Annotated in this window: 11 protein-coding genes and 1 tRNA gene; 8 read left to right on the top strand and 4 right to left on the bottom strand. The window is 65.9% G+C overall.

Annotation, left to right across the window (positions count from 1 at the left end; genetic code table 11):
* Positions 1-24 precede the first annotated feature (24 nt).
* Positions 25-429, top strand: a complete 405-nt coding sequence (locus ACIOTO_RS08825; protein ID WP_400857477.1) for a hypothetical protein — start codon at positions 25-27, stop codon at positions 427-429.
* Between the two features lie 44 nt (positions 430-473).
* Positions 474-1,499, top strand: coding sequence for an FUSC family protein (locus ACIOTO_RS08820; RefSeq protein ID WP_400857476.1), 1,026 nt, complete (start codon positions 474-476; stop codon positions 1,497-1,499).
* A 7-nt stretch (positions 1,500-1,506) separates the two neighbouring features.
* Here ACIOTO_RS08820 and ACIOTO_RS08815 read toward each other — a convergent pair whose 3' ends face one another.
* Genes ACIOTO_RS08815 through ACIOTO_RS08805 form a run of 3 tightly spaced genes read right to left on the bottom strand, consistent with a single transcriptional unit; the run spans position 1,507 to position 3,412 of the window.
* A complete protein-coding gene (locus ACIOTO_RS08815) occupies positions 1,507-2,001 on the bottom strand; it encodes a hypothetical protein (RefSeq protein ID WP_400857474.1) in 495 nt (164 codons plus the stop codon).
* A 1-nt stretch (position 2,002) separates the two neighbouring features.
* Positions 2,003-2,608, bottom strand: coding sequence for a dCTP deaminase (gene dcd / locus ACIOTO_RS08810; protein ID WP_091031994.1), 606 nt, complete (start codon positions 2,606-2,608; stop codon positions 2,003-2,005).
* A gap of 9 nt (positions 2,609-2,617) precedes the next feature.
* Positions 2,618-3,412 carry an IclR family transcriptional regulator gene (locus ACIOTO_RS08805; RefSeq protein ID WP_051662621.1) on the bottom strand — a complete coding sequence of 265 codons (795 nt, stop codon included), beginning with the start codon at positions 3,410-3,412 and terminating at the stop codon, positions 2,618-2,620.
* A 124-nt stretch (positions 3,413-3,536) separates the two neighbouring features.
* Here ACIOTO_RS08805 and ACIOTO_RS08800 point away from each other — a divergent pair, with 124 nt between their 5' ends.
* The 5 genes from ACIOTO_RS08800 (at position 3,537) to ACIOTO_RS08780 (ending at position 8,135) form a co-directional block, all read left to right on the top strand.
* Positions 3,537-4,880, top strand: coding sequence for an MFS transporter (locus ACIOTO_RS08800; protein ID WP_105711520.1), 1,344 nt, complete (start codon positions 3,537-3,539; stop codon positions 4,878-4,880).
* Between the two features lie 32 nt (positions 4,881-4,912).
* Positions 4,913-5,950 carry a zinc-binding dehydrogenase gene (locus ACIOTO_RS08795; protein WP_400857473.1) on the top strand — a complete coding sequence of 346 codons (1,038 nt, stop codon included), beginning with the start codon at positions 4,913-4,915 and terminating at the stop codon, positions 5,948-5,950.
* The gene (gene rhmD / locus ACIOTO_RS08790) at positions 5,947-7,125 is read left to right on the top strand and encodes an L-rhamnonate dehydratase (protein WP_029264453.1); all 1,179 of its coding nucleotides are present in this window, start codon (positions 5,947-5,949) and stop codon (positions 7,123-7,125) included. The genes ACIOTO_RS08795 and rhmD overlap by 4 nt, the downstream gene beginning before the upstream one ends.
* 17 nt (positions 7,126-7,142) lie before the next feature.
* On the top strand, positions 7,143-7,997 hold the full coding sequence (locus ACIOTO_RS08785) for a fumarylacetoacetate hydrolase family protein (RefSeq protein ID WP_400857472.1): 855 nt from the start codon (positions 7,143-7,145) through the stop codon (positions 7,995-7,997).
* Between the two features lie 64 nt (positions 7,998-8,061).
* Positions 8,062-8,135 (top strand) — tRNA-Gly (locus ACIOTO_RS08780).
* Positions 8,136-8,492: 357 nt separating this feature from the next.
* Here ACIOTO_RS08780 and ACIOTO_RS08775 read toward each other — a convergent pair.
* A complete protein-coding gene (locus tag ACIOTO_RS08775; protein WP_400857471.1) occupies positions 8,493-10,205 on the bottom strand; it encodes an ATP-dependent nuclease in 1,713 nt (570 codons plus the stop codon).
* A gap of 255 nt (positions 10,206-10,460) precedes the next feature.
* On the opposite strand from ACIOTO_RS08775, the gene ACIOTO_RS08770 reads away from it, so the two are divergent.
* Positions 10,461-12,917, top strand: a complete 2,457-nt coding sequence (locus ACIOTO_RS08770; RefSeq protein WP_400857470.1) for a hypothetical protein — start codon at positions 10,461-10,463, stop codon at positions 12,915-12,917.
* Positions 12,918-13,317 lie beyond the last annotated feature (400 nt).

Raw genomic sequence — 13,317 nt, 5'->3', positions numbered from 1 at the left:
CCCCACCAACGATATGGAGAAGTCATGATCCCCTTCGGTCCTCAACTCATCGGCCAGACCGAGAAGTCGCTGAACGCCCTGCTCCAGAGCGTCCTCGCCGGCCGCGACCTCACCGAACGCGAGTGGGTCACGCTGAGACTCGCCTCGCAGTTCGACGGCGCCCACGACCTCGACGGCTTCGTCGCCGAGCGGCTCCACGATCCGGATGCCGGCCGGCTCACCGCCGCTCTGCGCGACCGCGGGCTCCTCACCGACACTGCGCTCACTCCCGCGGGCAGCGCCCTGGTCGCCGAGATCGGTCAGGAGATCGCCGCCCTCACCGCACCCCTGTGGCTCGGTATCGAGGAGGAGGATGCCGACGCCGCGACCCGCGTGCTGAACGTCGTCCTCGAACGGAGCTTGACGCTCCTGCGCACGTCGCACGCGTAGCACCTCGGCTTCGGCCCGGTCGCCGTCGGACGTAGGCTGGATCGGTGGCGGATTCCCAGGGACGAGTGTGGACAGGTGTCCTGCGCGTCGGACCGCACCGGGGCGATCACCGGGTGGCTCTCCGGGCCGCGATCAGCGTGGCGGTGCCCCTCCTCGTGCTGTGGATGCTGGGGCGTCTCGACCTGAGCATCTACGCCAGCTTCGGCGCCTTCGCCGCGCTGTACGGTCGCCACGACGTGTTCCGCGACCGCATCCGGATGCAGGCGAGCGCCGGCGGAGTCCTGCTCGCCGCGATGCTCATCGGCACCGCGCTCTCGGTCGTGTCCGCTCCCGCCGCCGTCAGCATCCTCGTGCTCGCCGTCATCGCCTCGGCCGTCACCCTGCTCGCGTACGCGATGCGCTGGCACCCGCCAGGGCCGCTGTTCCCGGTGTTCGCGGTCGGCGCGTGCGCCACCATCCCCGCGACGGCAGCCTCTTTCGGCGATGTGCTCCTGGTCGGCGGCGCGAGCGTGCTGTTCGGCCTCGCCGTCAGCGCGATCATCGGCCTGTTCACGCGCGGCACGCAGGAGGCGCCGCCCCGATCCCGGCAGCCCGTGGGACCGATCGCGTGGGAGATGGCCGCAACCGTCGCCGTCGCGATCGTGGGTGCGGGCTTCGCGGGATTCCTGATCATGGACTCGCACTGGTATTGGGCGGCGGTCGGTGCGGTCGCCGCGGTCAGCGGCCCCCAGCTCAACGCCCGCGTGATCCGCGGCATCCAGCGCCTCGTCGGCACCCTGCTCGGCATCCTCGTCGCGGCGGGAGTCCTTGCGATCGATCTGCCGCCGCTCGCCGTCATCGCACTCGTGGTGCTGCTGCAGGCGGCCGCCGAGCTGTTCGTCGGCCGCAACTACGGCATCGCGATGGTGTTCATCACCCCGCTCGCCCTGCTCATGGTTCACCTCGCCGCGCTCACACCGGTCGACGTGCTCCTGCAGGACCGCGCGATCGAGACCGTGATCGGCGTCGCGGTCGGAACCGTGGTCGCCGTGGCGTCGGCGGCGCTCCGTCGGCGGCAGACGAAGGCCTGAGGCGACGTCAGACCAGCAGCGCGAGGACGGACTGCGGCACGACGGCTCCGCCCGCGAAGGGCAGCCCGACCGTGTTCAGCAGCACCACGATCACGACGATCGCGGCGACGAGCAGCAGGAACAGGAACGCGAAGATCACGGCCACGAACCCGCCGTAGCCGCCGGACGTCGGGACCTCGGGCGCGACCGACGGCTGCGCCCAGTCCTCGGCCACCGCGGCGGGCGCGTCGCCGTCGAGGATGCGGGGCGTCGGGCGTACCCGGTCGGAGCGACGCAGCGTGTCCGGCGGAGGCGGCGGGATCACGACATCCGCATCGGGGATGTCCGCCGACGGCGGCGGCGTGAGCAGGCCCTCGGGGATCGGGATCTCGGGCGGGGGCGGCGGGATGACGGCTTCAGCGGGCGGGATCAGCGCCTCCTCGGGGGCCAGTGCCTCCTCGGGGACCGCCGTCTCCTCGGGGGTGACCGGCTGTTCCGGGGTGCTGCCGCTGCCGTCCGTCATGTCAGCCTCCGACTGCTCCGATGTCGGTCACGCCGACATCCGTCCGATGGAAGTTCTGGAACGACCGCGAGGCCGTCGGTCCGCGCTGCCCCTGGTACCGATTGCCGTAGGGACCGGAGCCGTACGGGTTCTCGGCGGGCGAGGTGAGGCGGAAGAAGCAGAGCTGCCCGATCTTCATCCCCGGCCACAGCTTGATCGGCAGGGTCGCGACATTCGCGAGCTCGAGCGTCACGTGCCCGGTGAACCCCGGGTCGATGAAGCCGGCCGTCGAGTGCGTGATGAGTCCGAGGCGCCCCAGCGACGACTTGCCCTCGAGGCGGGCGGCGATGTCGTCCGGCAGGGTGACCTGCTCGTAGGTGGCACCGAGCGCGAACTCGCCGGGGTGCAGGATGAACGGCTCCTCCGGGTCGACCTCGATAAGACGCGTGAGCTCCGGCTGATCGACCGACGGATCGATGAACGGATACTTGTGATTGTCGAACAGCCGGAAGTAGCGGTCCAGGCGCACATCGATGCTCGACGGCTGGACCATCCCCTGCTCGTGCGGTTCGAGGCCGACGCGGCCGGATGCGAGTTCTGCCTTGATGTCGCGATCACTGAGAAGCACGGCCCCAGCCTAGTTGCCGATGCTGATCCCCTGGAGATGCATGTCCTCGCGGAGGCGAAGGACCGTGCGCCGCAGCGGCTCGACCATGGAGTGCGGCCACCGCTCGTCGGTGCGGCTGGTCGGCATCGTGATGCTCAGCGCGGCGGCAACGCCCGTCTCTTCCGGCCAGGTGAGCGGCATCGCCACACAGCGGCATCCGTCGATGAACTCCTCGTCGTCCACGAAGAAGCCCACATCCCGCCCCTTCTCGATGACCGTGAGGATGTCGTCCGGGTCGGTGATCGTGCGGGCCGTCAGGCGCGGGATCGCGACCTGGTGCAGGCGGCGCATGACGTCGTCGTCATCGAGCGTGCTCAACAGCGCCTTGCCGATGCCGGTCGCGTGCGCGTGGAGTCGCATCCCCACGTTCGACGCCAGACGCATGGGGTTCGGCGACGGGCTGATCGCGATGTAGACGTTCTCCACCCCGTCGAGCCGGGCCATCTGCACGGTCTCCCCGGTCTCGTCGGTGAGAGCGCGCATGAGCGCCGGCCCGGCCTCGAGCAGCAGGCGGTGCCCGTCGTAGCGCTGCCCGATCTGCCAGGCCTTGAGACCCAGCGAATAGCGCTTGCTCACCGGGTCGAGTTCCACCCAGCCGGCGTCGACGAGCGTGCGGAGCAGGCCGTGCGCGCTCGAGCGCGGCAGCCCCAGCGCCCCGAGGAGTTCCGGGAACGTCTGGGCATCGGTCGCGGCGAGGTGCTCGATGATCTCGAGGGCCCGACCGGCGGATTTCACGGCACTCGGCGCCTGCGCGGTGTCTGTCATGTCTCCCCCGATGGATGAATTGTGTCCGACGCGAACGTGTGTCACACTATCGCGCGTTCAGGTCTGAGACATCAGATTCACATACGTGAACGCATTGGATTCCCTCGTCAATGGAGATGCACCGATGTCCACCCAGTCCCCCACGCGGCCCGAACTCGCCGCGATCGTCCGCAAGGTCACGCTCCGGCTGATCCCGATCCTGCTCCTGATGTACATCCTGGCCTTCCTCGACCGGGCCAACCTCGGATTCGCGAAGGCCGCCTGGCAGGCCGACACCGGGATCTCGGATGCCGCCTACGCGCTCGGCGCCGGGATCTTCTTCCTCGGCTACGCGGTGTTCGAAGTGCCCTCGAACCTGATCATGCGCAAGGTCGGGGCCAAGATCTGGCTCGCGCGCATCATGGTCTCCTGGGGCATCGTCTCCGCGCTCATGATGTTCGCCACCAACGAGTGGATCTTCTACATCCTGCGCGTGCTGCTCGGCATCACCGAAGCGGGCTTCTTCCCCGGCGTCATCCTGTTCCTCACCTACTGGATCCCGCTCAAGTTCCGCGCCCGCGTGAACGGCCTGTTCTACTTCGGCGCACCGCTCGCCTTCATCTTCGGCGGACCGCTGTCGGGAATGCTGCTCGACCTCGACGGCAAGGTCGGCCTCCACGGCTGGCAGCTCATGTTCCTGGTGACCGGCATCCTCACGGTGATCATCGGCATCGTCGCGTTCTTCTACCTCGACAACGGCCCGAAGGACGCGAAGTGGCTGAGCGAGGGTGAGCGCTCGACGCTCCTGGCCGCACTCGAAGCGGAGGACTCGGCGAAGGAGAACCACTCGCCGCGGGGCGCCCTGCGCGCACTCGCCAACCCGGTGGTGCTGTACTTCGCCGCGATCTACCTCACGATCCAGATGAGCGTCTACGGGGTGACCTTCTATCTGCCCACCCAGATCGCCACGATCGTCGGCAAGCCCGTCGGGCTCGAGGTCGGCCTGCTGACGGCCGTGCCGTGGACCTTCGCGCTGATCGTCACCTTCGTGCTCTCCCGACTCGCGGACAGCACGGGTCAGCGCCGCCTGATCGCCACGTGCGCCCTCGCCGCGGCCGGCGTCGGCATCGTGCTCTCCGCCGTCATCCAGGATCCGCTGATCGCCCTGGCCGCGCTCAGCGTCGGTGCGGCGGGGTTCATCTCGGTGCAGCCGGTGTTCTGGACGCTGCCGACGTCGTTCCTGCTGGGAGCGGCGGCCGCGAGCGGTATCGCGCTCATCAACTCGCTCGGCAGCCTCGGCGGCTTCCTCGCGCCGGTCCTGAAGAACTGGGCGGACGCCACGTTCGGCGACAGCGCGGGACTCATCATCCTGGCCGCGATCGCCCTGGTCGGCGCCGGCCTCATCGCCCTCAGCAAGGTCGTCAGCCCCACTGTCCGCGAGACGGACGGCGTCGGACTCGCCACGACCACGACCGCCGGCCAGCGCTGACCGCGCCCGGCAGATCAAGGAGACATACGCCCATGCGCGAGCTCGTCCTCACCGAGATCGGACGCCTCGACGTCCGTGAAGCCCCGATTCCGCAGCCCGGCCCCGGCGAGGCACTCATCCGGGTGGCCGCGACCGGGATCTGCGGATCCGACGTGCACGGCTACACCGGCGAGAACGGACGCCGGTTCCCCGGGCAGGTGATGGGGCACGAGTCGAGCGGGACGATCGCCGCGCTCGGCACCGGTGTCGACGAGCTCGCGGTCGGCACGGCGGTGACGTTCAACCCCGTCGTCGTGCCCGCCGAGGATGCCGCAGCGTTCGCGGGACGGGAGCAGCACCACCCCGGCAAGCATGTGATCGGTGTGGCGAAGGAGATCCCCGCCGCGTTCGCGGACTACGTCGTCGTCCCGGCGCGCAATGTCGTCGCGCTGCCCGACGGCCTGCCGATCGAACTGGGTGCGCTGATCGAGCCGCTCGCCGTGGCGGTGCACGCCGTACGCCGACTCCCCGCCGGGAGCCTCGGACGCGTGCTCGTGATCGGCGGCGGTCCGATCGGCCAGTCCATCGTGATCGCCCTGCGCGACGCGGGCGCCGCGACGATCATCGTGAGCGAGATGGATGCCGCACGCCGCGAGCTCGTGCGGCGGCTCGGCGCCGAGACGATCGATCCGGCGGACGGTCCGGTCGCGGACCAGCTCCGTGCCGGCGGCGGGCTCGCCGACGCGGCGCTCGACGCGGTGGGGATCACCCCGACGCTGCGGGACGCGTTCACCAGCACCACGCTCGGAGCCCCGATCTGCCTGGTCGGGATGGGGTCTCCGCAGGTGACCATCGACGCGTTCCTCGTGAGCACCGAGGAGCGATCGCTCATCGGCAGCTTCACCTACGGATCCGACGACTTCACCGATGCCACCGAGATCATCGGCGCCGAACCCGACGTCTACCGCACGCTGATCAGCCGCGAGATCGACGTCGCCGATGCAGACACCGCCTTCTCCGCCCTCGCGGCGGGCGACGGCACCCCGGGCAAGGTCCTTGTCCGATTCGACCGAGAGGAAGAGACACGATGACCGGCACCCCCACCATCCGCGAGGTCCGCGCGTACACCGTGCGCGGCGGCGGAGCGGACTACCACGACCAGGGCGCCGAGCACTGGATCGACGATCACATCGCGACGCCGATGAGCGTGTACCCCGAGTACCGGCAGTCGCGGCAGAGCTTCGGGATCAACGTGCTCGGCACCCTCGTGGTCGAGATCGAGGCGAGCGACGGCACGGTCGGCTTCTCGGTGACGACCGCCGGCGAGATCGGCGCGTTCATCGTAGAGAAGCACCTGGCACGCTTCCTCGAGGGCCGCAAGATCACCGACATCGAGCGCATCTGGGATCAGATGTACAAGTCGACGCTCTATTACGGACGGCGCGGTGTGGTGCTCAACGCCATCAGCGGTGTCGATCTCGCGCTCTACGACCTGCTCGGTCGCGTGCGACAGGTGCCCGTGTTCGAGCTGCTGGGCGGCCCCGTCCGCGACGAGCTGCAGTTCTACGCGACCGGTGCGCGCCCCGACCGCGCGAAGGAGCTCGGCTTCATCGGCGGCAAGATGCCCCTGCACCACGGCCCCGCCGAGGGCGAGGAGGGGCTTCGCAAGAACATCGCACAGCTGGCCGATATGCGCGAGAAGGTCGGCGACGACTTCTGGCTCATGCTGGACTGCTGGATGTCGCTCGACGTCGAGTACGCGACGCGCCTCGCCCACGCCGCCGCCGAGCACGGGCTGAAGTGGATCGAGGAGGCGCTCATCCCCGACGACTACTGGGGATACGCCGAGCTGCGCAAGCGCGCACCCTCCACCGTGCTCGTCACCACCGGCGAGCACGAGGCGACGCGGTGGGGATTCCGGCAGCTGCTCGAGACCGGCGTCGACCTGATCCAGCCCGACGTGGGCTGGTGCGGCGGCATCACCGAGCTGTTGAAGATCTCGGCGCTCGCCGACGCGCACGGCACCATGGTCGTTCCGCACGGATCGTCGGTGTACTCGTACCACTTCGTCGTGACGCGCACGAACAGCCCGTTCGCGGAGTTCCTCATGATGCACCCGACTGCCGAGGAGGTCGTGCCGATGTTCTCGCCGATGCTCGTGGGCGAGCCCGTGCCCGTGAACGGCCGACTCAAGGTGCCCGAGACTCCCGGCTTCGGCGTCGAGCTCTCCGACGCCATCGACAAGCACCGCCCCTACACGCACTGACCCTGGAGACACGACACATGGAATTCATCCGACTCGGCGCGGCCGGCGCCGAACGACCGGCCGTGCGCCACGACGGTCGCATCCACGATCTGACGCCGCTCACCGGCGACATCGACGGCGCGTTCCTCGCCCGCGACGGGATCACCCGCACGCGGGAGGCGCTCACTGCCGGCACGCTCCCCCTGCTCGACGGCGCCGAGGCACTGCGCGTCGGTGCGCCGATCGCGCGGCCGATGGCGGTGCTGTGCATCGGACAGAACTACGCCGCGCACGCCGCGGAATCCGGCGACGCCCCGCCCACGGTGCCGATACTCTTCCACAAGCACCCCAACACGATAGTCGGCCCGTTCGACGACGTGCTGATCCCGCCCGGGGCCGAGAAGGTGGACTGGGAGGTCGAGCTCGGCGTCGTGATCGGCACCACCGCCCGCTACCTCGCGAGCCCGGAGGAGGCGCTCACACACGTGGCCGGATACGTCGTCTCGCACGACGTCTCCGAACGGGCGTTCCAGGTGGAGCAGTCCGGCGGGCAGTGGTCGAAGGGCAAGAACGCCGAGACCTTCAACCCGCTCGGCCCGGTGCTCGTCCCCGCCGATGAGGTCGACCCCCAGGCGCTGCGGCTCTGGTCGACGGTGAACGGCGAGGCCCGTCAGGACTCGAACACCGCCGACATGATCTTCACCGTGGCGCAGATCGTGCACCACCTGTCGCAGTACCTCGTGCTCGAGCCCGGCGACCTCATCAACACCGGCACCCCGCAGGGAGTCGCGCTCTCCGGACGCTTCCCCTACCTGCGCGCCGGCGACGTGGTCGAGATCGGCATCGACGGACTCGGGAGCCAGCGACAGCGCCTGGTCGACGCGCGACGCTGAGTCGCACTTTGGCCAACGCCCGTGTGCCAGGTAGGCTTGCCCTCACCTGCTCTCGGGCGGGTCCGGGACTGTAGTTCAATGGTAGAACTTCTGCTTCCCAAGCAGATAGCGCGGGTTCGATTCCCGTCAGTCCCTCCACCTGTGACGTCCAGAGCTGTTCCGGACTTTCTTGAGTCACTTCAGACTGAAGTTTCCGCCCACCTCTAGATCTCTCGCGACGACGGCCCCTCCTAGCCGCTCCATCGTGACCGCGTCGGCGGGAGTACTGTCCGGGCCGAGTGTCCAGAGGCAGTCGCGCCCGAGATCGGGGACTACGAGCCGGTGACGGCTGCCGACCGACTCGCGTTCGACGCTTTGGAGCGCAGGATCGAGTACACCCACATGTCGCATGCCGTGGCAACGACCTCTCTACTGATCTGCGAGGGCCGCCAGTGCGGCCGACAGGCAATACGGAGCATGAAGACCTGACGCGGGCGCGAAGCTTATGGAGCGACTCTAATCAACCGTCGCTGCCGTAACTTTCGAGGCTTCCAGCTTGTTGACGAGTGCTTCCAGAACCGGTCGCCAGCGGCTGAAGTCGGATGGCTTTGCCTTTGTGCTCAGCCACTCAGGGAAGAGCTGTTTACCTGGCGGAGTGAAGTCGTACCGGTACTCCCCGGCGATCTTCTGCTTCGATTTAAGTACGAAGTCTTCTCCAGAGTCTTCAACGAAGCGGTTCATGAGGGACGGCTCGAAGAGCCATTCACTCTCAGCGCCTTCCCCCTGAACGAAGGTGCCGTATTCCAGCACGTCCCCCTTCGCGAATCCAAAGCGCTTCCTCATGAGGTCTCGCCCGCGCCGCCCATCGAGATCAGAATCGAACAGTGCCCAGACGGCCTGCGATGCTTCTGCCTTCAAGAGCACCGCTTGCGCGACAACGGAGTCGACTCCCTTGTTCGCGATGATGAAAAGAGATTCGAGCTCGGCCTCAAGCTTGAGATGCTTGGCTGCCAACCTCAAGAACTCTTTATCTGTCTCTCCCTCAACAAGGAGCACAGCTGTTGCATCGGAGGGAACTGCCGCATAGCGGTCGAGGAGTTCAGGCACTACTGAGTCGACGAAGAGTCCCGAAAGGACGCCTGCATGGGCTTCGTCTCCGAGCGCCATCCCTGCAACGGTGGAGACACCATGCCCGTCCTTCTCCAAGGCAACCACCTGCGCACGGCCTGAACGAGAGACAATGTAGGGCGAATGGGACGTGACGAAGAGCGTGACGTCAGCGCGCTCAGCGAGTGCTTCTAGATCGTCGCGGAGCGCCTGCTGGGCCGCGGGGTGAAGGAATGCCTCCGGCTCTTCTAGTGCGAAGATCAGTGACTGTTTTGTAGCATCGCTGAGATAGCGCAGCAGAGCGATCAGCACGCCTCCAGCCACACCTGTTCCCTTCGAACGGAGCTCGCTCTCGACAGAATCTGTCATCCGGATCTGGATGTTGGAGAGCGTATCTTCAAGTGAGGAGACGGCAGGGACGAGCGTGATGTCCGAGACCTCAGGGAAAAGGCGCTTACTTAGATTCAGAACTCGCTCGCGCATCGGCGCAAGCAGGCCGTCCTGCAGGCGGTTCTGGTAGTCAGTTCTCGCGACCTCAGACACTCCGTAGGCGTCCCCGAGTTCTTCGCGAAGCACCGCGTGAAGAATCTCTCGGAACTTTCCGAGCAGAAGTTCCTCGATACTCTGACCGCTCTCGACGGAGATCAGGCGTACGAGCTTTCGGAACTGCTTGATCGCCTTCTCGTTCAAGGCGCTGTCGCCTCGGCGGTCACCAGCACCTCGGACCGCAAAGTACTCTTGGCGCTGCATTCCGCTGTGCTGGCTCCCCCGATATGCGACGACGAGCCGCACTTCCTTGGACGCCGAGTTCGTCAGCGATCCCTCCCCAAGGATCGATTCTTCGTACTCCTTAAGGTATCGAAGAAGAGTCCGCTCAGGACTTGTCGCGCCCACGCACTTGAAGGTCAGAGTTGTGCGGGGGTATGCGAAATGCCGCTGCCCGGGCACATCTCGCGCAGGATCAAACTGATAGTCAGGATCGAGCGCCATTCGCAGTGCGCTTACCAAGTTTGACTTGCCACAGTTGTTCGGACCGACGAATGAGTTCATTCCGTCGACGAGCGCCACGTCTAGGTCGCCGATAGACCGAAAGTTCTTTACTTCGACTCTGACCAGCTTCATACGATCTCCCCATGGTTTTAGGCAAGCCCGCAGTCTCCGTCGCGGCATTGCTGGCGTTCCCCGTGAGACTTCCGACAGGCCACGCCGTTCTCGACTCTGGCAGAAGGTAGCCACGGGGCGCTCGAGAACACGCCGCCGATGCTTGCGGTTCGTAGTCGCGACGGTAGAACGACGATGGTGTCCTGCACCGCCAGTCAGCGTATCGGCGCGTGTCTGCAGTCAGCGCTATGGTTCCCGTGACTAGGGGGGCAACACATGGCAAAGAGACAATCACCGAACCTGCCTGCGGGCCGCATCATCTCCGCCGACGATGAAGGTCTCACCGCGGCGTTCCAGAGGATGGGCGAAACGCTCGGGCGGCTCGGGGAGGGCGAGGATCCTCGCGACTACGTCAAACGTGGTCCGGGGATCATCGAAGAGCACGTCAGCCACATCGTCGAGTTGTTGAAGGACGCGGACGCTTTCGATGTGATCGAACTGATGCGCATGCGGGAACTACCCATGTTCCTGGAGGGTTACCGCGAAAGCGTGGAAGACAATCTACCGTCGGCGGTCGAGCTCATCGCCCTCATCCTGCTCGCGCGAGGCCAGCGAGCACCTGTCCAACCTCCCACCCGTAAGACGCGACCGGCCGGGTTAGTCCCCGATCTTCATGACCGCACAGCGGAGATGCTCACCCTGGGGTCGTTCACGCTTCTCGACTCAGGCGAGCGGGATGAGTACGGCCCTCTGACCGCGCTGTCCGCCTCCTATGTCAGTCACGACCTGACGGTGCAGTTCAAGCAGTACTTACATGTCCACGACGAGATCAACACGGCGTTGTTCGCGTCGGAGCACATTGGCGACCTGCTGGTCGAGGCACTCGGCTTTAGCTACGAGGACTTCCTGGCTGTTCGGGAGGCCGTCGCTCAGGTGCACGGCGAGAAGTTCTTCGCGCTTCGTGATGCAACGGCGGCCATGTTCGAGCAGAGGGACGCGAGAGCGAAGGACCCTGCGTTCCTGGCTGAGGCACGCATTGCATTGACGAGCATGATGGAACTGCCGGGCAGCCGGGCCACCCTGAGTGTGGAAGAGATCGCACCGTCTGCGGACGTTGACCCCGCGCGTGCTCAGGCCGTCCTGGACTTGTTCAGTCTGTCTTTCGAGGAGACCGACACTCTCGACGTGGTGAGGAAATTCCTAAGCGGAGACAATCCCTTCCGGTCTGCGTCCCTCGTTCGTGATGCGGATGGTGTCTATATCTCCACGGGCAAGCCCATCGGCACCGACTGCTTCCGTTTGGTCGCTGAGGAGGCGCTGAAACGCTCCGCCCCGAAGTTCAAGCGGTACGAGAAGCGACGTGTCACGGTGAGTGAGGAGCTTGCGCTGCAACGGCTCGCCACACTGCTCGGCACGAGTACGACCTACGCGAATCTCAAGTACTTCCGCGCAAACCCCGCCGTCGACGTCGCCCGATTAGGACCGGACGCCCAAAACATCACCTCCCTCGCTGAGCAGACTGAAGCGGACGGGCTGTTCCTCGTTGAAGACGTCGCGATCTGTGTGGAGGTGAAAGCGAAAAGCCTTTCTAGCGCAGCTCGCCGCGGCAACGTACAGCGACTCTCTGCCGACCTCCGTGACACGGTCGGAAGCGCGACCGCCCAGGCACTACGGCTCGAGGACCACATCCGCACGAATGGTGGACTGTGGCTTGAGGATCGCACCTGGCTGGACCTGTCTGAGATCCGGGAAATTCGGTCTGTGACGGTGTTCCTCGATGACTTCGGCCCCATATCGACCGCGCTCGACGAGCTCGTGCGCGCCGACGTCATCAAGAGCGAACGTTTCCCCTGGCTGATCACGCTTCACGACCTCACGATCATCGCCGAGGTGATGGACCGGCCGGCAGAGTTCCTTCTCTACCTACGGCGCCGCACGGAGTCGGAGGTGTCGTTGACGTTCAAGGCAATCGATGAGCTCGACCTGTTCATGCTGTTCCTCGCCGGGGGCCTGTGGGTGGAACCCGACCCAGACCGGGTGAGCGAGGAGTTCCTCGGCGTTCCCCGGCCGACAGGAAAGGAACGCCGCCGGTACCGAGAGTCCGCGACGCCTACACGGGTGATGACGCACACGGATCCGTTGGATGCATGGGTCTACTACCAGGAGGGGTCAAGCGCTGAGGATGCTCCGAAGCCCGTATTCGAGGCGATGCCTACTGTGAACGATCTCGTGAACTTTCTTCAGGACGGGCGGAAACCTGGGTGGTTCCGTTTCAGTGCGGACCTTCTGAACCTGGCAGAGGAAGGGCAAGAGTCCGTTGCCGACATGGTGCAGCACCTCGTGAGGACAACGGCGAGTGATGGGCTCCACCACAACTCGCTGATGACCTTTGCGGGGGCCTGGGGATACCCAACATTGTTCATGGGCACCAAGCCCAAGGGGATGTCTGATCACGAGGCGAACCGCAGGCTTGCGATCTACGGTTTCACCAAGAAGCATCAGATCAAATCCGACCGCGCTCTCATGGTCATCTTCGATGAGGACCAGCAAGTTCGTTCGGTCCGGTACGACAACAGCCCTCCCGAAGAGAACAAGGAACTCGACGACGCCGCTATCGAGATGGGGCTTATCCCCGCAGCGGTCATGGGGCGTCCAGTTCCACCGTCGGCCCGCCGGACGACAAAGCGCCTGAACCCAGGCAAGAGGGGGAAGGGTAGGCGCGGTCGCAGTTGACTGATAGGCATCTCACCACTTGTCGTCGCACCAGCTAAAGTTCTCGACCGGAACCGGATCTTTAGGGGCGTTGCTAATGAACGTGCACGGTGCGCGACGGCCAGACGAGCCTCATGCTCAGGGTCGAACGGGCCGTCCTCGTCACAAGCGACAGCCGCGAAGATTAGGGCGCCAGGAACGTGATGCGGAACTCACCCCACTAGGTCGGCTCTGGAGAACCACCGGGCAATGCCTCGCGGCCAGAAGTAGGCAATATGAACTGGCCTTTATCCGAATAGTTTGTCTGGAGCAGCTTTGGAACGCGCGCGCCAGCGTAGCGTCGGAAGGTCCGCGAGATTCTCTGTCCGAAGAACATCGCTCCAGCAAGCCCGGAGTCCGGGGTAGCTTTGGAATGACACTC

Source organism: Microbacterium sp. NPDC087592 (assembly GCF_044743585.1).
GTDB lineage: Bacteria > Actinomycetota > Actinomycetes > Actinomycetales > Microbacteriaceae > Microbacterium.
The sequence above is the reverse complement of the archived record's forward strand: the minus strand, read 5'-3'. Positions and strand labels throughout refer to the sequence as shown.

Coding starts and splice junctions, on each gene's coding strand:
- ACIOTO_RS08825 (WP_400857477.1), top strand. CDS start 25: ATGATCCCCTTCGGTCCTCAACTCATCGGCCAGACCGAGAAGTCGCTG.
- ACIOTO_RS08805 (WP_051662621.1), bottom strand. CDS start 3,412: ATGACAGACACCGCGCAGGCGCCGAGTGCCGTGAAATCCGCCGGTCGG.
- ACIOTO_RS08770 (WP_400857470.1), top strand. CDS start 10,461: ATGGCAAAGAGACAATCACCGAACCTGCCTGCGGGCCGCATCATCTCC.
- ACIOTO_RS08775 (WP_400857471.1), bottom strand. CDS start 10,205: ATGAAGCTGGTCAGAGTCGAAGTAAAGAACTTTCGGTCTATCGGCGAC.
- ACIOTO_RS08785 (WP_400857472.1), top strand. CDS start 7,143: ATGGAATTCATCCGACTCGGCGCGGCCGGCGCCGAACGACCGGCCGTG.
- rhmD (WP_029264453.1), top strand. CDS start 5,947: ATGACCGGCACCCCCACCATCCGCGAGGTCCGCGCGTACACCGTGCGC.
- ACIOTO_RS08800 (WP_105711520.1), top strand. CDS start 3,537: ATGTCCACCCAGTCCCCCACGCGGCCCGAACTCGCCGCGATCGTCCGC.
- ACIOTO_RS08795 (WP_400857473.1), top strand. CDS start 4,913: ATGCGCGAGCTCGTCCTCACCGAGATCGGACGCCTCGACGTCCGTGAA.
- ACIOTO_RS08815 (WP_400857474.1), bottom strand. CDS start 2,001: ATGACGGACGGCAGCGGCAGCACCCCGGAACAGCCGGTCACCCCCGAG.